A 21,888-nucleotide genomic window follows, 5' to 3' on the forward strand; every position below is an offset into this window, starting at 1 on the left:
AAAAACCCTACGAGCGCGGCGACCCGGTGGTCAACTGGCGTCCCGGTCAACGGGCAGCAGCCGGCCGGGCCGGTGGCCCTCGCCCTAGTCGGCCAAGGCGCCGCAGCTGACGTTCACCGTCGCCGCCGTCATCGAGGCCGCCCGGTCCGAGGCCACGAACGCCGCCACCGCACCCACGTCGGCCAAGGTCGCCGCGCGGCCGAGCATCGTCTTGCCCGCGATGTTCTCCGCCAGCTCCGACCTGCCCGGGAAGTCCGCCGGGAGGGTCTCCGGGATGCCGCCCGTCCGGAGCGTCACCGTGCGGATCCCGTGCGGGCCCAGCTCGGCCGCGAGCTGGCGGCGCATCGCCTCGACCGCGTGGAACGCCACCTGCAGCCCGCCGACCGCGAACTCGCGCACCGGGTCGGCCGCGCCCCCGAAGAACAAGACCACCCCGGACCGCCGCGCGATCATGTGCCGGGCCGCCGCGCGGGCGGTCAGGAACTGGGTGCGCACGGCCGTCACCACCGGGCGTTCGTAGTCGGCGAGCGCCATGTCCACCAGCGGCGTGCCCTGGACGTCGCCGTGGCCGATCAAGTTGACCGAGACGTCGATGCCACCCTCGGCGGCGACCGCGGCGGCGTGCTCGTCCACCGCTCGCTCGTCGAGGGCGTCGACCTCCGCCGTCCCGGCCTCGCCGCCGGCCGCCCGGATGGCGCCGGCCACCTCGTCGAGGCGGGCCCGGGTCCGGCCGGCGAGGAACACCCGCGCGCCTTCCCCGGCGAACGCGGTGGCGACGGCCGTGCCGATCCGCCCCGCGGCGCCGTAGATGATCGCGTTCTTGCCGGCGAGCGATGTCATGGAGTCCTCCGAGGTCCGGGTGCGTTCACCGGTGCGTCGAACGGCCACGCCCGGAATCGACGCTCAAGGACGCGCGGCACCCATCGGGTTCGGCACCGGGACGACGCCGCTGTCGAACACCGCCCGGGCCAGGGGCACCGCCAGCTCCAGCAGCCGCTCGACGTCGGTGCCCAGGGCCGTCACCGGGGCCGCCGCCAGGCGATCCGTGTCCTCCTCGATCCCGTGGCGCAGCTCGCGGCCCGCGGCGGTCAGGTGGCCGTGCGCGTCGAGGATTCCGCGGGTGCGCAACCGGTCCACCGCCGCGTCCCACTGCGCGTCCGACCAGCCGCGGTGGGGCTGGACGTCCGCGCGGCCGAGCACTCCGTCACCGATGTGGGTGAGCGTCGTCTCCAAGCCGCTCAGCCCGGCGTGGACCGCGGCCAGGACGTGGCCGTCGCCGCGGTGCTCGCGCAGGATCGTCGTCGCCAGCCACAGGCTCGACAGCGGGTCCGCCGGCTTCGGCACCGCCGCCCACGCCGCCGCGAGCGGGCGGCCGCCGAACTCGCACGCGTCCGCCGCCCGCCACAGGAGGGCGCTCAGCTCCGAGACGTCGGCCGTGACCGGCCGCAACGCCGTCCCCACCGCCTCGAGCCGGGAGCCGAGGACGGCCGCGGGCGAGGCGAACGACCACGCGTCGGGCACCGCCCGGGCCACCATCTCCGGCGCGAAGCCGAACAGCACCGCCGCCGCCGGCCCGGGGCCGATCGGGCCCAGGTGCGCCAGCCGCCCCGCGAAGTAGCCCATCCAGTAGCCGCGCAGGCCGGCCGCCTTCGCCGCTTCGGCCGTCTCGGGCGCGAAGTAGACGACGGCGTGCAACGGTTCCACGGCCGCCCAGAGACGACGAGCTGTCACGGGCCCTCCTCACGGGGTCAGCCGGTGCAGGTCGCGCGGGAACAGCGTGACCTCCCGGACGTTCGCGGCGCCGAGCAGCCGCGCCGTCCAGCGTTCCAGACCGATCGCGAAGCCGCCGTGGGGTGGCATGCCGTGCGCGAACGCCTGCAGGTAGTCGGCATACTCCGGCGCGGCGTCGCCCAGGACCGCGAGGTAGTCGGCGTGCCGGTGCAGGCGCTGGCCGCCGGTCACCAGCTCCACCCCGCGGAAGAGCAGGTCGAAGCTGTTCGAGTAGCCGGGCCGCGCCGCGTCGGGGTGCGTGTAGAACGGCCGTTTCGCCATCGGGTAACCGGTCACGAAGAGGAAGTCCGACCCGTGCTCGCGCCGCGCCCACTCCGACAGCGCCCGCTCGTGGGCCGGGGCGAGGTCGCGCTCACCCGTGTCCGCTTCCAGCAGTTCCAGCGCCGCGGCGAAGGGGATCTCCGGGATCTCCCCGGGCACCGTGACCAGCGCCGGGTCCGCCATCCCGGCCAGGACTTCGCGGAGCACGGCCATGACGTCGTGGTGGTCCCGGATGAACCCCAGCTCGACGTCGAGGCTGGTGTACTGCGCGAGGTGCCGGGCGGTGTCGTGCGGCTCGGCGCGGAAGACCGGGCCGACCTCGTAGACGCGTTCGAACACGCCGACCAGTGCCTGCTTGAAGAACTGCGGCGACTGCGCGAGGTAGGCGGGCCGGCCGAAGTAGTCGATGCCGAAGACGTTCGCGCCGGACTCGGTCGCCGACGCCACGATCTTGGGCGTGTGCACCTCGGTGAAGCCCAGGCTGTCCAAAGTGGACCGGAAGCCGCGCACGGCGGCCGCGGCCACCGCGAAGCGCTCCTTCAACGCGGGGTGCCGCAGCGCCACCGGCGCGTGGTCGAGGATCGCCGGCAGCGACGCGGTGACGGCGGGCCGGTAGAGGTCGAACGGCGGCGGCACCGCTTCGGCCAGCGTTTCCACGACCGGCTCGGTCAGCTCGACACCGCCGGGTGCGCGCGGGCTGGCCGACACGGTGGCGTGCACCTCGACGACGGTTTCCTCCGGCGGCGCGGCACCGCGCAGCACGACTTGCGCGAGCCCGGAGCGGTCCCGGACCACGACGAACGTGACGGACTTCAGGCGCCGCCGGCGGTGCACCCAGCCGGCGACCCGGACGCGGGCGCCGACGTACCGGGGCAGGTCGGCGGCCAGAACACGAGAACTCATCACCCTCCCAACAAGATCCCTCGGGAGTGCGGGCGACTAGGGGAATCGCGGTGCCACCGCACTTTCACCGCCGGCGAGGCGGCCTCTTCGCGGCCCGGTGACGGGGGCCGGCCGGCGGGGCATGGGGCGCGGACGCCGTTCCTCCCCGCACTCCGGAGGGTCTTCGCCACCGGGCACGGGACCGCCTTCCCAGCTACCGGCGGCTCTCTTGACCCGTGCGCTCCCGGGACTACTCGGCTCCATCAGCGCGTTGCCGGCCACGGTAGCCACCCGGCCGCGAAGACGCCTCCGATTTTTCTCAGCCCCAGGCGACCGGCAGCTCCCGGACGCCGTACACCAGCGTGTTGTGCTTGTACCCCAGTTCGTCCCGCGGCACGGCCAGCCGCAGATCGGGCACCCGGCGGAACAACCCGGTCAGCGCCTCCTGCAGCTCCACCCGGGCCAACTGCTGCCCGACACACTGGTGGGCCCCGAACCCGAACGCCACGTGCGTCCGCGGCGACTCACGAGCGAAGTCCAGCTCGTCCGCGCCCGGGAACACCGACTCGTCGCGGTTGGCCGAGTTCAGCGCGGCCACGAGCCACTCGCCCGCCCGGACCGGCTGCGACCCGACCTGGACGTCCGAAGTCGCGTACCGGAGCACACCCCACTGCACCACCGAGAGGTACCGCAGCAGCTCTTCGACCGCCCGCTCCGGCGCGGCGAGCGCCGCCTCCCGCTGTCCGGGGTGGTCCAGCAGCACCAGCGTGCTCAACGCGATCATGTTGGCCGTCGTCTCGTGGCCGGCCACCAGCAGGCTCAGCCCGAGCACGACCAGCTCTTCCATCGTCAGCGGGTCGTCGGCGCCGGCGACCGAAAGCCTGCTGAACAGGTCGTCCTGCGGATTCCGCTGCTTTTCGGTGAACAACGCGGCCAGATAACCCGAAAGCGCGTCGTACGCTTCCTCGCCTTCCTCGCGCGTCGCGTCCGTGCTGACCAGCGTCGTGCTCTGCCGCTGGAACTGCGACCGGTCGGCGTACGGGACGCCGAGCAGCTCGCAGATCACCAGCGACGGGATCGGCAACGCGAAGTCCCGCACCAGATCGGCCGGCGCGCCCTGCGCGAGCATCGCGTCGAGGTGGCTCTCCACCAGCTGCCGGACGTAACCGCGCAACGCCTCCACGCGCCGCACGGTGAACTCCGCGATCACCTTCTTCCGCAGCCGCGAATGCGTGGCGCCGTCGAGCTGGATGATCGAGCCCGGGTGGACCTCTTCGTCGAGGTCGGCGTTCGGGTTCACGTGCACCGATGACGCGCCGCGCGAGCTCATCGTGCGGTCGGCGAGCACGGCGCGGACGTCGGCGTAGCGCGTCACCAGCCAGGCGTCCATGCCCGCCGGGCACCGCACCTTCGACGTGGGCGCGGTTTCCCGGCGGGCGGCGTAGCTGCCGGGCGGGTCGAACGGGCAGCCGGCCGGCCGGGTCGTCGGGAGGGCCGGGGTTGCGGGTGCGACCGTCACGGCGGATCCCCTCTCTCTTCCGGTGGTCTTCCCTTCCACCATGGAGAGGACCGCGGCCGCCGTGGGGCGGGCGCCCCACTTGCGACCCGGATGGCCTAGCGAGCGCCGTACGCGCCGCCGTTCACGTGCACGACCTGGCCGGTGAGGTGGGCGGCTTCCGGCGCCGCCAGGAACCGCACGGTGTCCGCGATTTCCTCCGGACGGCCGGCACGCTGGTTGAAGGCGACGGAGATCCGGGAGCTCAGCCATTCGTCGGTCAGCGTGCCGTGGAAGAACTCCGTGTCGAGGATGACACCCGGCGCGACGACGTTGGCCGTTCCGCCGGCGCCCAGCTGCCGCGCGAGATCGGTGTTCCACGCCTCGATCGCCGCCTTCGCCGCGCCGTACGAGCCCGAGCCCTGCTTCGCCGCGATCGAGCCGAGAGTCACGACACGCACGTTGTCCGCGAAGCGCGGCTTCAGGGCCGCGGTGACGAGCACGGCGGAGAGCACGTTGGCCTCGAAGTTCGCCTGCCACGCGTCGGCGAGGCCCTTCAGGTCGCCGGCCGCGGGCGCCTCCCGGACCCGGTCGGTGTTGCCGCCGGCGTTGTTGACCAGGACGTCCACCCGCTCGGGCAGCTCCGCCAGCGCGGCCTGCACGGCCGCCGGATCGCTCGCGTCGAAGGCCACCGCCCGCGCGCCGATCTTCTCCGCCGCCGCTTCGAGGACGTCCTTGCGCCGCCCGGTGACCGTCACCCGCTCGCCCGCCGCCGCGAACCGCGCGGCGATCGCCAGCCCGATGCCGGTGCCGCCGCCGGTGACCACGATTTCCCGCTGTTCGCTCATGGCGCCATCTTCGCCGAGGAAACCGCTTCCCCACCGGATTTTCCCGGCGAGCGGGACACGAAACCCGGTTCGTTAGGAAAGTTTACGAATAGGTCTTGACGCGCCCGCGAACCCCGGCGAACCTGGACGCACGCCGCGGTTGCCAATTCGGCCAGAAGCAGGCCCCCTCGGGCGGCACGTAACCGTTGCCGCGAAGGCATTCGGCCGTGGCTGCGGCCGGATTGGCAACGATCGACACAGCATCTTCCGCCCAGCCCTCCGGAGGCAGCATGACCCGGCGCGCGCTCGTGCTCGTCGTGACCCTGTTCCTCGCCTTGACCGCCGCGCTGACCGGCGCTCCCGCGGCGAGCGCGGCCACGACCCAGCCGACGTTCCTCACCTTCTACGGCTGGTGGGACAACACCCCGCCCGGCGGGGACATCGCCTACCCGCAGATCCACTCCACCGCGGGCGGCAAAGGCACGTACGCCGACCCGATCACCTTCGCCACCAGCAGCGACGAACTCAAGCCCGGCACCAAGGTCTGGGTGCCGCGGGTGAAGAAGTACTTCGTCATGGAGGACGGCTGCGACGAGTGTTCCGACGACTGGAACAGCCACGGCCCGAACGGCGGCCCCGGCCTGCGCCACATCGACCTCTGGCTCGGCGGCAAGGGCGGCAGCGCCTTCGACGCGATCGACTGCGAGGACGCGCTCACGCACTACAACCCCGACAACACGCCGGTCATGGAACCGGTCGTCGTCGACCCGCCCTCGAACGAGGCTTATGACGCCACGCCGATCTTCGACACGAGCACCGGTGAGTGCTGGGGCGGCGCGCAGCCGAACACCACGGTCGGGCAGTACCGCAACACCTCCACCGGGACCTGCCTGGCCGCCCCGGGCAGCGGCACCACGCTGAAGGTGGCCGCCTGCACTTCAGGCGCCGAGCAGCGGTTCACCTTCCACGGCGCCTTCTTCGTCATCAACGACAAGTGCGCGGGCATCTCCGGCAGCTCGATCGTGCTGCAGACCTGCACCGGCGGCCCGGCCCAGCAGTGGTCGATCAACCCGGACGGCACCATCTCGGACATCCAGACGAGCAAGAAGTGCTTCCGCGCCTCGGGCACCACGCTGACCGCGGGCAGCTGCTCCGGCACCGCGGCCCGCTGGACGTTCACCGCGGCCGGGAACACCGCGGGCCTGAGCGTGACGCCGTCGTCGGTGACGGTCGCGCCGGGCGCCTCGGCGACGGCCACCGTGACCTCCACCGACGCCGTCACGCTCTCCGCGAGCGGCGCTCCCGCGGGCGTGACCGTGTCCTTCTCGCCGGAGTCGGTGCCGGCGAACGGGTCCTCGACGGTCACCGTCGCCGCGGCAACGAGCGCATCCCCCGGTTCGGCGACGATCACCATCACCGGCGGCACCAAGACGGCCTCGCTGGGTGTCACGGTGACCGGCACCGGCGGCCCGGAAACGCTGCTGTCGCAGGGCAAGGCCGCGACGGCGTCCTCGACCGAATCGTCGTCGTACCCGGCGGGCGCGGCCGTGGACGGCAACCTGACGAGCACGCGGTGGGCGTCCAAGGAGGGGAGCAACGCGGAGTGGCTGCGCGTCGACCTCGGCGCGGCGAAGTCCGTCACGCACGTCAAGCTGACCTGGGAAGCCGCGTACGGGAAGGCGTACAGCATCCAGACGTCGGCCGACGGCACCACCTGGACGACGATCTACAGCACCACGACCGGCAACGGCGGCACGGACGACCTCACCGGCCTGGCCGGCACCGGCCGGTACGTGCGGATGAACGGCGTCACGCGTGGGACGTCGTACGGCTACTCGCTGTACGAAATGCAGGTGTACGGCACGGCCTGAGTTGCCGGATCGGCAACGAGGTTTGCCTTCTTGGGGACGTCGTCCGCATGCTGGGCGGACGTCCTTGAGGAGGAACCATGCCCCACGACCACCCGATGACCGTCGACGCGATGCTCAAGCAGGACTTCTGGGAAGCGATGTACCAGCGTGACGAGCACCGCATCTGGAGCGGGAACGTCAACGTCAACCTCCGCACCGAGGTCGAGGGCCTGAAACCCGGGCACGCCCTCGACCTCGGCAGCGGCGAAGGCGGCGACGCGATCTGGCTGGCCGAGCGGGGCTGGACGGTCGACGGCGTCGACATCTCGACCACCGCGCTCGCCCGCGCGGCGGAGGCCGGCGCCGAGGCGGGCGTGACGGTGAACTGGCTGCACCGCAACATCCTCGAGTGGCGGCCGGAAGCGCAGTACGACCTGGTCTCGGCGCAGTACATGCACCTCCCGCCGGACCTGCGCCGCGACGTCTTCACGGCGGCCGCGGCGGCGATCCGGCCCGGCGGTTCGCTGCTGGTCGTCGGCCACTCGCCGAAGGCCATGCGGGAGTTCGACGGCCAGAAGCCGCCGGAGGAGCTGTACTTCGAGCCCGAGGAGATCACCGGTTATCTCGGTGACCCGTGGCAGTGGGTGGTCGAGACGTGCGAGACGCGCGGCGAAGGCCACCACACCGACGCCGTCTACCGCGCGCGGCGGCTCGAAGCGTGACGGAACGAGGGCCCGCTCACCTCCCCCGACGGAAAGTGAGCGGGCCCTCGCCCTGGCTCAGGCGAGCTGGAGGCCGTAGGCCTGCAGCTCGAGGGTGAGCGGGTAGAAGTAGCTGGTCACGGTGTCGCCGCCGGACAGCGTGCCCAGGCCCGTGGAGCCGTCGTAGGCCGGGCCACCGGAGTCGCCGTGGTCAGTGTGCGCGGTGGTGCCGAACTCGTGGTTGAGCACGCCGACGTCGAAGTTGACCGACTCGTCGACCGAGGTCACTTCACCGCTGCCGCCGCCGGTGGTCGAGCCCTGCTTCTGCATCTGCTCGCCGACGGTCGGGGTGGCCGCACCGGTGATCTGCTGGCCGGTGTTGATCCGGCCGGGCCCGGTGCCGTTCGGGCGGGTCAGCAGGCCGGAGTCGGCGCCGGGGCAGTCGCTTTCGACGACCTGCGCGCCCGAGACGTCGCCGCCGGCCCAGGTGCCGCCGAGGTTGGTGCAGTGGCCCGCGGTGAGCAGGAACGGCGAGCCGCCGCGCGTCACGTTGAAGCCGAGGGAGCAGCGGCCCTGGCTGTTCTGGATCGCGTCGCCGTCGGCGATGTACAGAGACAGCTTGCCGGTGCGGTGCTCGACGCGGACGCTGTCGCCGTACTTGGCGGCGGCCGCGGCGACCTTGTCCGCGGTCTCCTTGCTGGCCGCGTCGTAGACCTTCACCACGACCTGGTTGGTCTTCGTGTCGATGCCCCAGGCGGTCTGCGGCACGTTCTTCACCGCGTCCAGCTGGTTCTTGACACCCGTGAGCGCGGCGAAGGTGTGCTTGACCTTCTTCGCCGTGAAGCCGGCAGCCCGCACCTGCTGCACCGCCGCGTCGTCGACGACGTTCACGACAGCCTGGCCGTTTTCGAGGTAGACGCCGCCCGAAGCGGCACCCAGCGCGTCCGCCACCTGGGTGGCGCCGGTGATCGCCCGCGCCTGCAATCCGGCGAAGGCCAGCGGGGACGCGGTGGCCGCCGAGGCGCAAACGCCGCTGGTCAGCGCGGCGGCCGACAAGACGGCGAGGGTCTTGAGGGCGGTCTTCCGGGGAGTCATCAACTTCCTCCAGGGTTGCCGTTCGAAGCCTGTGCCGACACTTTCGTTGCCAGGCAACCAACGCACTACCGACGAAGGTTGGTTAATAACCAAGGGAACCGGACATACCGCTCAGATCACCCGGACGGCCCAACGTTCGTAGCGCTTCCGGCCTACTCGCGCGGCCAGCGGACGTGGTCCTCGTAACCCGGGTTCTTCTTCAGGTACCCGGCGATGAACGGGCAGACCGGCACGATGGTCCGGCCCTGGGCGACGACGTCGTCGAGCGCCCCGGCGGCCAGCACCTTGCCCAGGCCCTGGCCGGAGAACGCGTCGTCGATCTCGGTGTGGGTGAACACCGTGAGGTCGCCGCGGCGGTCGTACTGCGCGATCCCCGCCAGCTTCTCGCCCACCCACAGCTCGTAGCGGTCTTCGTCCGGGTTGTCGACCACCCGGGTTTCGTCGGTCATCTGCTCTCCTCGTTCGCCGGAGACACCGGAGACACCATCGTGCGACGGCCCGCCACCGCGTGCCGATCAGGCCGGAACGCCGCTGGGCCGGCCGGGGGACGCGCTCGGCCCGTTCGTGTGCTTCCCGGCTGTTCCCCTTGGCGGACACCGCGGCCGGCTGGTTGCCTCGCGGTGTGCCTGAACAGCCGTTCGTCCTCCCCGAGTTCTACATGCCCTACCCGGCGCGCCTGAACCCGCACCTGGATCGCGCGCGCGAGCACAGCAAGGCCTGGGCGCGCGAGCTCGACATGATCGACGTGCCGCAGCACGGCACGGTGATCTGGACCGAGCGGGACCTCGACTCCCACGACTACGCGCTGCTCTGCGCGTACACCCACCCCGACGCCGGCGCCGAAGAGCTCGACCTGATCACCGACTGGTACGTCTGGGTGTTCTACTTCGACGACCACTTCCTCGAGCTCTACAAGCGCACCGGTGACATCGGCAGCGCACGCGCCTACCTCGACCGGCTCGAACAGTTCATGCCGGTCGACGGGGAAATCACCGCGACCCCGGAAAACCCGGTCGAGCGCGGCCTCACCGACCTGTGGAACCGGACGGTCCCGCACCGGTCGGCCGGCTGGCGGCGCCGGTTCGCCGAGAGCACGAAGGCGCTGCTCGACGAGTCGCTCTGGGAACTGGCCAACATCAACGAGGGCCGGCTCGCCAACCCGATCGAGTACGTCGAGATGCGGCGGAAGGTCGGCGGCGCGCCGTGGTCGGCGAACCTGGTCGAGCACTCGGTGCACGCCGAGGTGCCGGCCGCGATCGCCGCGTCCCGGCCGATGGAAGTCCTGCGCGACTGCTTCGCCGACAGCGTCCACCTGCGCAACGACCTGTTCTCCTACCAGCGCGAAGTGCAGGACGAGGGCGAGCTGTCCAACGGCGTGCTGGTGTTCGAGAAGTTCCTCGGGCTGGGCACCCAGGAGGCGGCCGACGCGGTCAACGACCTGATCACCTCCCGGCTGCACCAGTTCGAGCACACCGCGCTCACCGAGGTGCCCGCGCTGCTCGACGACCACTGCGTCGACCCGGCCGCGCGCGCGGCGACGTTCGCCTACGTCAAGGGCCTGCAGGACTGGCAGTCCGGCGGGCACGAATGGCACCTGCGGTCCAGCCGGTACATGAACGAAGGCGCCCTGGCCGGCCGCGGCGGCCCGGACCTCGGCACGTCCGCGGCCCGCATCTTCGCGTCGGTGCTCGCCACCGCACCGCAACGGCAGCGGGCGTACGGCTCGACGCCGTTCCGCGCGGCCGGCGTCCCGCGGCCGTCGCTCGACCTGCCGCTGCCGCCGCGGTTCAGCCCGCACCTGGCTGCCTGCCGGGTCCGCAACGTCGACTGGGCGCGGCGCACGGGCTTCCTCGACGGCGTGGTGTGGGACGAGCGGAAGCTGCGGGCCGCCGACCTGCCGCTGTGCGCGGCGGGCATCCACCCGGACGCGACGGCCGGCGCCCTCGACGTCACGAGCGACTGGCTGACCTGGCGCACCTACGCCGACGACTACTACCCCCTGGTGTTCGGCGCGACTCGCGACCTCGCGGGCGCGAAGGCGGCCAACTTCCGCTTGCCGGCCTTCATGCCGGCGGCCGGCGCGCCGATGCCGGCGCCGACGACACCGCTGGAGGCGGGCTTGGCCGATCTCTGGCCGCGGACCCCGGCGGAGAGCCGGCCCGCTGTGCGCCGGGCGGTCGAGTCGATGACGTCGAGCTGGCTCTGGGAGCTGGCGAACCAGGCCCAGAACCGCATCCCGGACCCGATCGACTACGTCGAGATGCGGCGCCGGACGTTCGGCGCGGACCTCACGATGAGCCTCTCGCGTGACAGCGCGATGCCGCCGGCGCTGCACCGGACGCGCCCGGTGCAGACGCTCGAGCACGCGGCGGCGGACGTGGCCGGCCTGGCCAACGACCTGTACTCCTACCGCAAGGAGATCCAGTACGAAGGCGAGCTGCACAACGCGGTGCTGGTGGTGCGCAACTTCCTGGACTGCCCGGAGGAGCGCGCGGTCGAGGTGGTGACCGACCTGATCCACGCCCGCTTGGCGGAGTTCGACCACGCGGCGGCGACCGAGCTGCCGGCCCTGTACCGCGACGACACCACCGAGGAGACGCTGCTCGGGTTCGTCCAGGAGCTGCGCGACTGGATGGCCGGGATCGTGCACTGGCACCAGAACTCGGCCCGCTACACGGAGCCGGAGCTGGGCTACCACCCGGCAACGGTCCCGGTCTTCAGCGGCCCGACCGGCATCGGCACCTCCGCACTGCGCATCTCGTCCCTGCTTCCGACCCCCTGAGTACGCAAACCGACCCTCCAGGCACGCGAGCCGACCCTCCGAGTACGCGAGCCGACCCTCCGGGGTCACTGGACGGCGTTGCCCTGACCACTCCGCCGGGCGTCCGGCGGCGGCGAAGGTGATACTCGGGGACGTGAGCGGCTTCAGCCTGCGATTCCTCGGCCATTCGACCGTCCGCGTCGAACTCGGTGGCCGGGTCGTGCTGACCGATCCGGTGCTCACCGCGCGCGTCGGCGGGCTGGTCCGGGTCGTGCCCGTGCCGGCGCCCGAAAGCTACGCCGGCGTCGACCTCGTCCTGCTGTCCCACCTCCACGGCGACCACCTGCACCTGCCGTCCCTGCGGCTGCTCGGCCGAGAGACCCGGATCGTCGTCCCCCGCGGCGCCGGGACGTGGTTGCGCAAGAAGGGCTTCGAGCGCGTCGAGGAGATCGCGCCCGGGGAGACGCTCACCGACGGCGGCCTGACCGTCACCGCCACCGAAGCCGTCCATTCCGGACACCGGTGGGGCCCGCGGCTGACCCACGGGCCGCAGAGTCCCGCGCTCGGGCACCTCCTGGAAAGCGACGGCAAGAAGATCTACGTCGCCGGCGACACCGACCTCTTCGACGGCATGCGCGGCCTCGGCCCGGTCGACGTCGCCCTGATGCCCGTCTGGGGCTGGGGCCCGAACCTCGGCCCCGGCCACCTCGATCCGGCCCGCGCCGCGCGGGCCGCCGGGCTCGTCGGGGCCCGGGCCGCCGTCCCGGTGCACTGGGGCACGCTCGCCCTCCCCGGCCTGCGGCGCACCGCCCGGATGCGGCGGCTGCTGGCCGATCCGCCGCGGGTGTTCGCCGCCGAGGTGAAGGCCGCCGGCGGAACCGCCGACGTCCTGTTCACCGAGCCCGGCGCCGACATCGCCCTGCCCTCGCCGAAGGACCGCGCGTGAACTGGACCGACCCGGCCGCCATCGGCTACCCCGCGGTGTTCGGCGGCGTGCTGCTCGGCTCGATCATCCCGATCGTGCCCACCGGCGCGGTCGTCGGCGCCGCGGCCGCCGTCGCGATGACGACCGGCCACCTGTCCCTGCCGCTGGTGATCGTCCTCGCCACCCTCGGCGCCTACCTCGGCGACGTCGTGACGTTCGGGATCCCGCGCCTGGGCAGCGAAGCCGCGTTCCGCTGGATCAGCCGCCGCCAGCCCGCCGAACGGCTCGAGAAGGCCCGCGAGCAGTTCGCCCGCCGCGGCTGGCAGCTCGTGGTGATCGGCCGGCTCGTCCCGGCCGGCCGCATCCCGGTGCTGCTCGCCGCGGCCGCGCTGGGCTACCCGTGGCGGCGCCTGCTGCCCGCCGCGCTCGGCGCGTGCGTGCTCTGGGCGAGCGCGTACGCGGTGCTCGGCATCGTGAGCGGGGGCATCTTCGACTCACCCGTCGTCGCGACGCTGCTGGCGACGGTGCTCGTCCTGCTGGTCACCGTGCTGGCCAACCTGGTCGCCCGGTGGCGGCGCAAGGCCCAGGCGGGCAAGACCAAGGAGCCGGTGTGACGTCGGCCGCGCCGAAGGGCCGGCTGCTGCGCGGCGGCCGGCCCGTGGCCCGCGCGGTCGGCGTGTGGATCGCGGTGACCGGCGCGCTGCGCCTGCTCGACGTGCTCCTGCCCGGGTTCCGGATGACGCACTGGTGGCAGCCGGCGGTCTGCGCGCTGCTGTTCGGCCTGCTCGCCGCCGTGGTCTGGCCGCTGGTCATGCGGATCGCCTACCCGCTGGCGTTCCTCACCTTCGGCGTCTTCGGGTTCCTGCTGCTCGGGGCCGGGACCCTGGCCGTGTTCCGGACCGTGCCCGGCGTCGAGGTCGCCGGGTTCCGGACCGCGGTGATCGTCACGCTCGGCATGGCCGCCGTCGGCGCGCTCATCTCGAGCTTGCTCGCCGTCGACGAGGACGAGATCTTCTTCCGCCGCGCCGCCCGGCGCCGCCGTCGGCACACCCCCGCCGCCGGGGCCGCGGACCAGCCGCCCGGGGTGCTGTTCCTGCAGATCGACGGCCTCGGGTACGACACCGTCCGCCGCGCGATCCGCGACGGTGACATGCCGACGTTCGCCGCGTGGCTCGCCGAGGACAGCCACGCGTTCACCCGGTGGCACACCGACTGGAGCTCGCAGACCGGGGCGAGCGTCTGCGGCATCCTGCACGGCTCCAACCACGACATCCTCGGCTTCCGCTGGTACGAAAAGGACCGCGACCACGTGATGGCGTGCGCGCACCCGGCCGACGCGGCCGAGATCGAGCGGCGGCACTCCGACGGGCGCGGCCTCCTGTCCGGCGACGGCGCGAGCCGCGGCAACCTGTTCTCCGGCGACGCCGCCCACGTCAGCCTCACGATGAGCTCGATCCCGGTGCTGGTCCCGAAAAAGCTGCTGCGCCGGCACCGGGATCGGCTCGGCGCGGGCTATTACGCCTACTTCGCGAACCCGGTCAACGCGCTGCGCACGTTCGCCGTCGCGCTCGTCGACGTCTTCCGCGAAATCAGCGCGTCGGTGCGCCAGCGCCGCGCCGGCGTGGTGCCGCGGATCCCGCGCGGCGGCTGGTACCCGCTGGCCCGGCCGGGCACGACGGTGATCGCGCGGGACATCGTCGTCTCCGCGATCCTCGGCGACATGCTCGCCGGGCGGCCGGTCGTGTACGCGGACTTCCTCGGCTACGACGAGGTCGCGCACCACTCCGGCATCGAGCGGTTCGACACGCTGTCGGTGCTGCGCTCGATCGACCAGCAGATCGCGCGGCTGCACCGGGCGAGCCGGCTGGCGCCGCGCCGCTACCACGTCGTGGCGCTGTCGGATCACGGCCAAACCCAGGGCCAGGCGTTCTCGCAGCGGTTCGGCGAGACGATCGAGGCGTACGTCGGCCGGCTGTGCGGGGGTTCGCCGTCAACGGCGTCTTCGGGGAAGCGGCGGCAGGCCGAGAGCTGGCAGATCAACGCGGCCCTGGCCGAGGCGACGACGAGCGGCGGCCTGATCGCACGCCGGCTGCGCGCCCGGGTGGAGGACGCGGAGTGCGCCGAGGACCGCCCGCGCACGACGTCGGGCTCGCCGGGCGCGGTCACCCGGGTGGCGCCCGGCGTGGTGGTGGTCGTGTCCGGGCACCTCGCGATGGTGTCGTTCACCGAGCACGAAGGCCGCGTCGAGCTGGAGACGATCGAGCGGGAGTTCCCGGACCTGCTGCCGACCCTGGTGGACCACGCCGGCGTCGGCTTCCTGCTGGTGCGCAGCCGCGAGTTCGGCCCGGTGGTCCTGGGCCGCGACGGCCTGCACCGGCTGGGGACGGGGGTCGTCGTCGGCGAGGATCCACTGCCGCCGTACGGCCCGCACGCGGCGGACCTGATCCGCCGGGTGGACACGTTCCCGCACTGTGCGGACGTGATGATCAACAGCCGCTACGACCCGGATTCGGACCAGGCGTCCCCGTTCGAGACGCACGTGGGCTCGCACGGCGGCCTCGGCGGCCCGCAGCAGCGCGGGTTCGTGGTGCACCCGCGTGAGCTGCGGTTCCCGGGCGAGGTCGTCGGGGCGGAGGCCCTGCACCGGGTGTTCCGCGGCTGGCTGGCAGAGTTGGGGCACGTCCCGGTGGAAAACCCGGTCAGGGAGGTAGTTTCGTGAAGCTGACGGTCTACGGCGCGAGCTGGTGCCCGGACGTGAAGCGCAGCCGCGCGCTGCTCGACCGCGAAGGCGTCGAATACTCCTATGTGGACGTCGAGGCGGACGCCGGCGCCGAGCGCCGCGTCCGCGAGCTGCAGGACGGCGCCCGCCGCATCCCGACGATCGTCTGGGAAGACGGTTCGTTCCTGGTCGAGCCGTCGGACGAGGAGCTGAGCGGCCGGCTGTGAAACTGCTTCGAGAACTGCCGCTGGGTACGCGGGTCGTGGTGCGCTACCGGATCGAGGGTGGGCTCACCGACGCGCTCGGGAACCTGGTGGCGCGCGACGAGAACACGTGCACGGTGGAAACCCGGCGAGGTCCGGTGGTGGTGAACTTGGCCGCGGTCACGCTCGCCAAGCCGGTGCCACCGCCACCGGTGCGGAAATCGCGGTTCGACGCGCTGGTCGCGGAGGCGGAAGCGGAATCCGTCGACGGCTGGGACTTCTCCTGGCTCGACGGCCGCGCCACCGAGGAGCGTCCGTCCTGGGGTTACCAGCGGCTGCTGGGCTCACGGCTCGCCCAGGTCGAAGCCGCACTCGACGTGGAAACCGGCGGCGGCGAAGTCATCGACGGCTGCCCGCACCTCCCGCCGCTGACGGCCGCGACCGAGTCGTGGCCGCCGAACGTGGCTCGTGCATCGGCCCGCCTTCGCCCGCGCGGGGTGGTCGTCGTGGCCACCGAGGGCCTCCCGTTCGGCGACAACGTGTTCGACCTCGTCTCCAGCCGCCACCCGGTGCGGACGAACTGGCCCGAAATCGCCCGCGTCCTGCGCCCCGGCGGGAGCTACTTCTCCCAGCAGGTCGGCCCGGCGAGCGTGTTCGAGCTGGTGGAGTTCTTCCTCGGCCCGCAGCCTGAGGAAGCGCGCAACAGTCGCCACCCCGACCGGGCGGTGCAGGAAGCCGAGGCGGCGGGCCTCGAGGTGGTCGACGTGCGCTCGGAGTCGCTGCGTACGGAGTTCCTCGACATCGGCGCGGTGGTGTACTTCCTGCGCAAGGTGATCTGGATGGTCCCCGGGTTCACGGTGGAGCAGTACCGGGACAAGCTGCGGGAGCTGCACGAGAGGATCGAGCGCGACGGCCCGTTCGTCGCCCACACGGCCCGGTTCCTCATCGAGGCCCGGAAGCCTTGACGATCGCCGCCTCGACGCCGTCCAGCAGCAGCTCCAGGCCCGCCTCGAACGACAGCCGCGCCTCCCGCTCGAGATAAGGCTCCTCCGACCCCGCAGCCTCGTACTCGCCCGCCTCCCCCAACCGAGCCACCGTCGGGAACCGGGCCGGAAGGTCCGGCGCCAGCTCCCCCAGCAACGCCGACCGCGCGTACCACCAGTCCTCTTCGGACTGTCCCGTCTCGCGGGCCGCCTGCCGCGATTCCGCCGCCGCCTGCACCGAGCCGCGCACGATGTTGAACAACGCCGCCACCACCCAGCGGACCCGGGACAGCGGCAGCCCGGTCGACGCCAGAACGGACAGCAGCGTCTCCTGCACGTGGAACTCCCCTGGCCCCAGCACCGGGCGCGCCGGCGAGACCTGCAGCAGCCACGGGTGCCGCAGGTGCAGGTCCCACAGCGCGTCGGCCAGCGAAAAAGCCGCCGCGCGCCACCCCGAAGTCACCGGGAACGACGACGGCAATTCCCCCAGGGTCCGGTCGTACATCAGGTCGACCAGCTCGGTCTTGCCCGGCACGTACGTGTACAGCGCCATCGCCGTGCGGCCGAGGCGCTCGCCGACCGCGCGCATCGACAGCGCCGCCATGCCCTCGGCGTCCGCGATGTCGATCGCCGCCGCGACGATCGCCTCGACCGACAGGCCCGGCTTGGGCCCCGGGCCCGTGCGCGGCGCCACCACGCGCGGCCCCCACAGCAGTTCCATGGACCGGCGGGCGTCGCCCTGACCCGCGAAGACGACCACCTTGCCGACTCCTTACACCATAAAGTATTGTACGATCGGTAATCACTTTACAGCCTAAACTATCGAGAAGGACGGTATGACCTCACCCAGGCGGGCCGCCGACACCCACGACGTGATCGAGGTCCGGGGAGCCCGGGAGAACAACCTGACCGGCATCGACCTGGACATCCCGAAGCGCCGGCTCACGGTGTTCACCGGCGTCTCCGGCTCCGGCAAGTCGTCCCTGGTCTTCGGCACCATCGCGGCCGAGTCCCAGCGGCTGATCAACGAGACCTACAGCGCCTTCCTCCAGTCCTTCATGCCGAGCCTGTCCCGCCCGGACGTCGACCTGCTGGAGAACCTGAGCGCGGCCATCGTCGTCGACCAGGAGCGGATGGGCGCCAACTCGCGCTCCACGGTCGGCACCGCGACCGACGCCTACGCGATGCTGCGGATCGCCTTCTCGCGGCTCGGCGAACCGCACGTCGGCACGTCCGGCGCGTTCAGCTTCAACCTGCCCGAGGGCATGTGCCCGGCCTGCGAGGGCCTCGGCCGGGTGTCCGACCTCGACGTCCACGCCCTGCTCGACTTCGACCGCTCACTGCACGACGGCGCGATCCAGGTGCCCGGCTTCACGCCGGACAACTGGTACGTGCAGACCTACCTCTCGTGCGGCTTCTTCGACCCGGACACGCCGATCCGCGACTTCACGCCGCAGCAGCTCGACGACCTGCTGCACAAGGGCCCGTGCAAGGTGAAGGTCGGCAAGACCAACATCACCTACGAGGGCCTCGCGGTGAAGGTCCGGCGGCTCTACCTGCAGAAGGACACCGAGTCGCTGCAACCGCGGCTGCGCGCGTTCATCGAGAAGGCCGCCACGTTCAAGACCTGCGGCGAGTGCGGCGGCGCCCGGCTCAACCAGGCCGCGCTGTCGGCGAAGATCGAGGGCCGGAACATCGCCGACTGCGCCGCGATGCAGATCAGCGACCTCGCCGAGTTCGTCCGGAGCCTCGACGCGCCGTCGATCCGGCCGCTGCTGGGCAACCTGCGCGACACCCTCGACTCGCTCGTCGAGATCGGCCTCGGCTACCTCTCGCTCGACCGCGAATCCGCGACGCTCTCGGGCGGCGAGGCCCAGCGCGTGAAGATGGTGCGCCACCTCGGGTCCAGCCTCACCGACGTCACCTACGTCTTCGACGAGCCGACCGTCGGGCTGCACCCGCACGACATCGAGCGGATGAACAACCTGCTGCTCTGCCTGCGGGACAAGGGGAACACGATCCTGGTCGTCGAGCACAAGCCGGAGACGATCCGGATCGCCGACCACGTCGTCGACCTCGGTCCCGGCGCGGGCACCGCGGGCGGGCGGCTCTGCTACACCGGGAGCGTCGACGGCCTGCGCGCGTCCGGCACGCTCACCGGCCGCCACCTCGACCACCGCGTCACGCTCCGCTCGGAGGTGCGAAAGCCTTCGAGTCACCTGCGTATCACCGGGGCGAAGCTGCACAACCTGCGTGACGTCAGCGTCGACGTCCCGCTCGGCGTGCTGACCGTGGTCACCGGCGTGGCCGGGTCCGGGAAGTCGTCGCTGATCCACGGCTCCCTGGCGAACCACGACGGCGTCGTCGTGGTCGACCAGTCGGCGATCCGCGGGTCCCGCCGGTCCAACCCGGCGACCTACACCGGCCTGCTCGACCCGATCCGGACAGCGTTCGCCAAGGCCAACGGCGTCAAGGCGAGCCTGTTCAGCGCCAACTCCGAGGGCGCCTGCCCGCGCTGCAAGGGCCTCGGCGTGATCTACACGGACCTGGCGATGATGGCCGGGGTCGCGTCGGTTTGCGAAGAGTGCGAGGGCAAGCGGTTCACGCCCAAGGTGCTCACGTTCGAGCTGCGCGGCAAGAACATCAGCGAGGTCCTGGCGATGTCCGTCGCCGAAGCACGGGAGTTCTTCGCCACGGGCAACGCGCGGACGGTCCTCGACCGGCTCGCCGACGTCGGCCTCGGCTACCTGACGCTCGGGCAGCCGCTGACCACGCTTTCCGGCGGCGAGCGGCAGCGGCTCAAGCTGGCGATCCGGATGGCGGAGAAGGGCTCGACGTACATCCTCGACGAGCCGACGACCGGGCTGCACCTCGCCGACGTCGACCAGCTGCTGGCGTTGCTCGACCGGATCGTCGACGCGGGCAACACGGTGATCGTCATCGAGCACCACCAGGCCGTGATGGCCCACGCCGACTGGCTGATCGACCTCGGCCCCGGCGCCGGCCACGACGGCGGCCGCGTCGTCTTCGAAGGCACGCCGGCCGCGCTCGTGGCCGACGCTTCCACCCTCACCGCCCGCCACCTGCGCGAATACCTGGGGAAGCCGTGAAGCCGACCGGTCTGCTCGAGGTGACGGCGGTGCGGCCGGTGACCCCGCGCACCGTGCGCGTCACGTTCACCGGCCCCGGGTTGGACGCACTGGAGCCGTGGCCGGACCAGCAGCTCAAGCTCCTGTTCCCGCCACCGGGCCGCCCGGTGCGGCTGCCGCCGGCCGGCGACAACGTCATGCGCTGGTACCAGGCGTACCTGGCGATCCCTTCCGAGGAACGCCCGGTGATGCGCAGCTACACGGTGCGCTCGCGGGATCGCGACACGATCGACGTGGACTTCGTGCTGCACTCCGGCTCGGCCGGACCGGCCACGGCGTGGGCGCGCCGAGCCGCGCCGGGCGACGTCCTCGGCCGCTACGGCCCGGACGCGGCCTACCGCCGCCCACTGTCCACAGCGGACACCCTGCTGTGCGCGGGCGACGAGACGGCGATCCCCGCCATCGCGACCATTCTGTCCGAAGTGGACAACGCGGTGGTGTTCGTCGAGGTCGCGGACGCGGCCGAGGAGCAGCCGCTGCCCGGCGAGGTGCACTGGCTGCACCGGGACGGCGCCGGGCACGGCCGCAAGCTGGTCGAGGCGGTTCGCGAGGCGGCGTTGCCGGAGGGTTCGGTGGCGGCGTGGCTGGCCGGGGAGGCTTCGACGGTCCGTGCGCTGCGCCGCCACCTCGTGGGCGAGCGCGGCTGGGCCAGGAACGTCATCGAGTTCACCGGCTACTGGCGGCGCAGCCTGACCCAGGACGACGCCCCGACCCCGGAGGACCTGGCCGACGCGGCGGAAAAGCTGGCAGACTCGGCCGGGTGGAAGGGGAACTGACGGCATCGGGCCTCGACCCGGCTTCGGTCGTGGCGGCCGAGGAGATCGGCGGCGGAACGTACAACCGGGCGGTCCGGGTGCGGCTCACGGACGGGCGCCGGCTGGTCCTCAAGATCGCGCCGGCGGCCCCCGGCCTGACCTACGAACACGACCTGCTCGCGACGGAAGCGGAGTACTACCGCCGGGTGCCGGGTCCGGTGCCGTCGGTGGTGGGCGCCGGGCCGGGGTTCCTGCTGATGACGGAGGTGCCGGGCGTCCCGTGGTCCCAGGTGGCCGGCACCGGCCCGCACCTGCGCACCGAGCTGGGCGCGATCGTGGCCGGCCTGCACGAAGTGACCGGCGACGGCTTCGGCTACCCCCAGGACCCGCTGCACCCGACGTGGCCGGCGGCGTTCGCGGCGATGGTGGACGCGGTCCTCGCGGACGCCGTCCGGTACGGCGTGCGCCTCCCCCGCCCGGCGGCGGAGATCGCCCACCTGGTCCGCCGCCACGAGCCGCTGCTGGAGCTGGTCACGACCCCGGTGCTGGTCCACTTCGACCTGTGGAAGGGCAACATCCTGCTCGACGGCGACCGGGTGTCGGGCATCATCGACGCGGAACGCGCGTTCTGGGGCGACCCGGTGGCGGAATTCGTGTCACTGACGTTGTTCCACGACCTGGACGCCCCCCTGCTGGCGGGGTACGGCACGACCAGCTTCGACGCCCCGGCCCGCCGCCGGCTGACGGTGTACCGCGTCTACCTGGGCTTGATCATGCTGGTGGAGATGGTGCCGCGGAAGGACACGAACGCGGACCGGGAGCGGTTCGTCTCGGCCTGGCTGGCGGAGAACCTGGACGCGGCCCAGCGGGCGTTGTGATGACGTCGCGCGCACGGCCACCGGCCGTCACGCGAACACCAGCGACACCAGCTCGTCCACGAACGGCTCCACCAGCTCCGCCCCCGTCCGGTGGAGCACGCTGTGGAACAACGCCACCCGCCCGTGCGCGCCCACGAACACCACCGCCGCCGCGCGGCCTGGTGTTACCCGTAGTGGGTGACCTGCCTCGATGCAGCGCTCGAAGCCCGCGGCCAGCCGGTCGATCACGTCCAGCAGCGGGCCTTCCGCGCGGGCGTCGGGGTCCGGCCGGGAGGCTCCGTTGGCCAGCATCAGGCGGTAATGGCCCGGATTCTCCATGGCGAACGCGCAGTAGGCGTGAATCTGGGCGCGGACCCGGCCGACGACGTCGGTTTCGCCGATTGACTCCTCCGCCGCGCGCATCGAATCCCGCAGCCGGGCGTATTCGTGGTCGAGCAATCCGCGGACCAATTCCGCTCGGTCGGAGAAATGCTGGTAGATGCTCGCCGGGGCGATGCCGACGGCACGGGCGACGCCGCGGATCGTCAGCCCGTCCTCGCCGCCGAGCTCGGCGAGCAACCGGCCGGCCGCGGCCAGGATCTCGCCGCGCAACCGTTCGCCTTCGCCCCAGCGG

At 72.2% G+C, this 21,888-nt stretch carries 20 protein-coding genes and 1 pseudogene; 12 read left to right on the top strand and 9 right to left on the bottom strand.

Features of this window, described 5'->3' with window-relative positions; translation table 11 throughout:
- Positions 1-84: 84 nt before the first annotated feature.
- The 5 genes from C2L58_RS35260 to C2L58_RS35280 form a co-directional block, all read right to left on the bottom strand.
- On the bottom strand, positions 85-840 hold the full coding sequence (locus tag C2L58_RS35260) for an SDR family NAD(P)-dependent oxidoreductase (protein ID WP_103341974.1): 756 nt from the start codon (positions 838-840) through the stop codon (positions 85-87).
- A 63-nt stretch (positions 841-903) separates the two neighbouring features.
- Complete coding sequence (locus tag C2L58_RS35265; RefSeq protein WP_103341975.1) at positions 904-1,731, bottom strand: SCO6745 family protein; 828 nt, start codon at positions 1,729-1,731, stop codon at positions 904-906.
- Between the two features lie 9 nt (positions 1,732-1,740).
- Complete coding sequence (gene aspS, locus C2L58_RS35270) at positions 1,741-2,955, bottom strand: aspartate--tRNA(Asn) ligase (RefSeq protein WP_199191614.1); 1,215 nt, start codon at positions 2,953-2,955, stop codon at positions 1,741-1,743.
- A gap of 298 nt (positions 2,956-3,253) precedes the next feature.
- A complete protein-coding gene (locus C2L58_RS35275) occupies positions 3,254-4,453 on the bottom strand; it encodes a cytochrome P450 (RefSeq protein WP_103341977.1) in 1,200 nt (399 codons plus the stop codon).
- Between the two features lie 95 nt (positions 4,454-4,548).
- The gene (locus C2L58_RS35280; RefSeq protein ID WP_103341978.1) at positions 4,549-5,277 is read right to left on the bottom strand and encodes an SDR family oxidoreductase; all 729 of its coding nucleotides are present in this window, start codon (positions 5,275-5,277) and stop codon (positions 4,549-4,551) included.
- A 269-nt stretch (positions 5,278-5,546) separates the two neighbouring features.
- On the opposite strand from C2L58_RS35280, the gene C2L58_RS35285 reads away from it, so the two are divergent.
- Together C2L58_RS35285 and C2L58_RS35290 are read left to right on the top strand one after the other, a co-directional pair.
- On the top strand, positions 5,547-7,127 hold the full coding sequence (locus tag C2L58_RS35285; protein ID WP_103341979.1) for a discoidin domain-containing protein: 1,581 nt from the start codon (positions 5,547-5,549) through the stop codon (positions 7,125-7,127).
- A gap of 77 nt (positions 7,128-7,204) precedes the next feature.
- Positions 7,205-7,828: an SAM-dependent methyltransferase gene (locus C2L58_RS35290; protein WP_103341980.1), complete on the top strand. Its 624-nt coding sequence runs from the start codon at positions 7,205-7,207 to the stop codon at positions 7,826-7,828.
- A 57-nt stretch (positions 7,829-7,885) separates the two neighbouring features.
- On the opposite strand, the gene C2L58_RS35295 is transcribed toward C2L58_RS35290, so the two are convergent.
- Positions 7,886-8,902: a S1 family peptidase gene (locus C2L58_RS35295; protein ID WP_103341981.1), complete on the bottom strand. Its 1,017-nt coding sequence runs from the start codon at positions 8,900-8,902 to the stop codon at positions 7,886-7,888.
- A gap of 152 nt (positions 8,903-9,054) precedes the next feature.
- On the bottom strand, positions 9,055-9,351 hold the full coding sequence (locus tag C2L58_RS35300) for a GNAT family N-acetyltransferase (RefSeq protein ID WP_103341982.1): 297 nt from the start codon (positions 9,349-9,351) through the stop codon (positions 9,055-9,057).
- Between the two features lie 209 nt (positions 9,352-9,560).
- Here C2L58_RS35300 and C2L58_RS35305 point away from each other — a divergent pair, with 209 nt between their 5' ends.
- The 7 genes and pseudogenes from C2L58_RS35305 to C2L58_RS35330 all read left to right on the top strand — a co-directional run bounded on the left by C2L58_RS35305 (position 9,561) and on the right by C2L58_RS35330 (position 16,475).
- Positions 9,561-11,684, top strand: a complete 2,124-nt coding sequence (locus C2L58_RS35305) for a terpene synthase family protein (protein ID WP_199191615.1) — start codon at positions 9,561-9,563, stop codon at positions 11,682-11,684.
- Between the two features lie 133 nt (positions 11,685-11,817).
- Positions 11,818-12,609 carry an MBL fold metallo-hydrolase gene (locus C2L58_RS35310; RefSeq protein ID WP_103341983.1) on the top strand — a complete coding sequence of 264 codons (792 nt, stop codon included), beginning with the start codon at positions 11,818-11,820 and terminating at the stop codon, positions 12,607-12,609.
- Positions 12,606-13,202: a DedA family protein gene (locus tag C2L58_RS35315; RefSeq protein WP_103341984.1), complete on the top strand. Its 597-nt coding sequence runs from the start codon at positions 12,606-12,608 to the stop codon at positions 13,200-13,202. The genes C2L58_RS35310 and C2L58_RS35315 overlap by 4 nt, the downstream gene beginning before the upstream one ends.
- Complete coding sequence (locus C2L58_RS35320; RefSeq protein WP_103341985.1) at positions 13,199-15,307, top strand: phage holin family protein; 2,109 nt, start codon at positions 13,199-13,201, stop codon at positions 15,305-15,307. Before C2L58_RS35315 ends, C2L58_RS35320 begins: the two co-directional genes overlap by 4 nt.
- A complete protein-coding gene (locus C2L58_RS35325; RefSeq protein WP_103341986.1) occupies positions 15,304-15,534 on the top strand; it encodes a glutaredoxin domain-containing protein in 231 nt (76 codons plus the stop codon). The genes C2L58_RS35320 and C2L58_RS35325 overlap by 4 nt, the downstream gene beginning before the upstream one ends.
- Positions 15,531-15,734: pseudogene (locus C2L58_RS50040) on the top strand (putative acetyltransferase); the annotation flags it as partial. The gene C2L58_RS35325 and the pseudogene C2L58_RS50040, both read left to right, overlap by 4 nt.
- Positions 15,723-16,475, top strand: coding sequence for a methyltransferase domain-containing protein (locus C2L58_RS35330; RefSeq protein ID WP_103342006.1), 753 nt, complete (start codon positions 15,723-15,725; stop codon positions 16,473-16,475). The pseudogene C2L58_RS50040 and the gene C2L58_RS35330, both read left to right, overlap by 12 nt.
- Here C2L58_RS35330 and C2L58_RS35335 read toward each other — a convergent pair.
- A complete protein-coding gene (locus C2L58_RS35335) occupies positions 16,453-17,253 on the bottom strand; it encodes a TetR/AcrR family transcriptional regulator (RefSeq protein ID WP_103341987.1) in 801 nt (266 codons plus the stop codon). The two genes, C2L58_RS35330 and C2L58_RS35335, sit on opposite strands and share 23 nt — an antisense overlap.
- 76 nt (positions 17,254-17,329) lie before the next feature.
- Between C2L58_RS35335 and C2L58_RS35340 the strand changes: the two genes are divergently transcribed.
- The 3 genes from C2L58_RS35340 to C2L58_RS35350 are packed head-to-tail and all read left to right on the top strand — an operon-like array spanning position 17,330 to position 21,275.
- Complete coding sequence (locus tag C2L58_RS35340; protein WP_103341988.1) at positions 17,330-19,603, top strand: ATP-binding cassette domain-containing protein; 2,274 nt, start codon at positions 17,330-17,332, stop codon at positions 19,601-19,603.
- Positions 19,600-20,418, top strand: coding sequence for a siderophore-interacting protein (locus C2L58_RS35345; protein WP_103341989.1), 819 nt, complete (start codon positions 19,600-19,602; stop codon positions 20,416-20,418). The genes C2L58_RS35340 and C2L58_RS35345 overlap by 4 nt, the downstream gene beginning before the upstream one ends.
- A complete protein-coding gene (locus tag C2L58_RS35350; protein WP_103341990.1) occupies positions 20,403-21,275 on the top strand; it encodes a phosphotransferase family protein in 873 nt (290 codons plus the stop codon). Before C2L58_RS35345 ends, C2L58_RS35350 begins: the two co-directional genes overlap by 16 nt.
- 27 nt (positions 21,276-21,302) lie before the next feature.
- Here the strand turns inward: C2L58_RS35350 and C2L58_RS35355 are convergent, their stop codons facing one another.
- Positions 21,303-21,866: a TetR/AcrR family transcriptional regulator gene (locus C2L58_RS35355; protein ID WP_103341991.1), complete on the bottom strand. Its 564-nt coding sequence runs from the start codon at positions 21,864-21,866 to the stop codon at positions 21,303-21,305.
- Positions 21,867-21,888: the final 22 nt, after the last annotated feature.

The sequence above is a fragment of the Amycolatopsis sp. CA-126428 genome (genome assembly GCF_002904335.1).
In the GTDB taxonomy this organism is placed as follows: domain Bacteria; phylum Actinomycetota; class Actinomycetes; order Mycobacteriales; family Pseudonocardiaceae; genus Amycolatopsis.

Coding starts and splice junctions, on each gene's coding strand:
- C2L58_RS35280 (WP_103341978.1), bottom strand. CDS start 5,277: ATGAGCGAACAGCGGGAAATCGTGGTCACCGGCGGCGGCACCGGCATC.
- aspS (WP_199191614.1), bottom strand. CDS start 2,955: ATGAGTTCTCGTGTTCTGGCCGCCGACCTGCCCCGGTACGTCGGCGCC.
- C2L58_RS35305 (WP_199191615.1), top strand. CDS start 9,561: ATGCCCTACCCGGCGCGCCTGAACCCGCACCTGGATCGCGCGCGCGAG.
- C2L58_RS35285 (WP_103341979.1), top strand. CDS start 5,547: ATGACCCGGCGCGCGCTCGTGCTCGTCGTGACCCTGTTCCTCGCCTTG.
- C2L58_RS35260 (WP_103341974.1), bottom strand. CDS start 840: ATGACATCGCTCGCCGGCAAGAACGCGATCATCTACGGCGCCGCGGGG.
- C2L58_RS35295 (WP_103341981.1), bottom strand. CDS start 8,902: ATGACTCCCCGGAAGACCGCCCTCAAGACCCTCGCCGTCTTGTCGGCC.
- C2L58_RS35300 (WP_103341982.1), bottom strand. CDS start 9,351: ATGACCGACGAAACCCGGGTGGTCGACAACCCGGACGAAGACCGCTAC.
- C2L58_RS35290 (WP_103341980.1), top strand. CDS start 7,205: ATGCCCCACGACCACCCGATGACCGTCGACGCGATGCTCAAGCAGGAC.
- C2L58_RS35340 (WP_103341988.1), top strand. CDS start 17,330: ATGACCTCACCCAGGCGGGCCGCCGACACCCACGACGTGATCGAGGTC.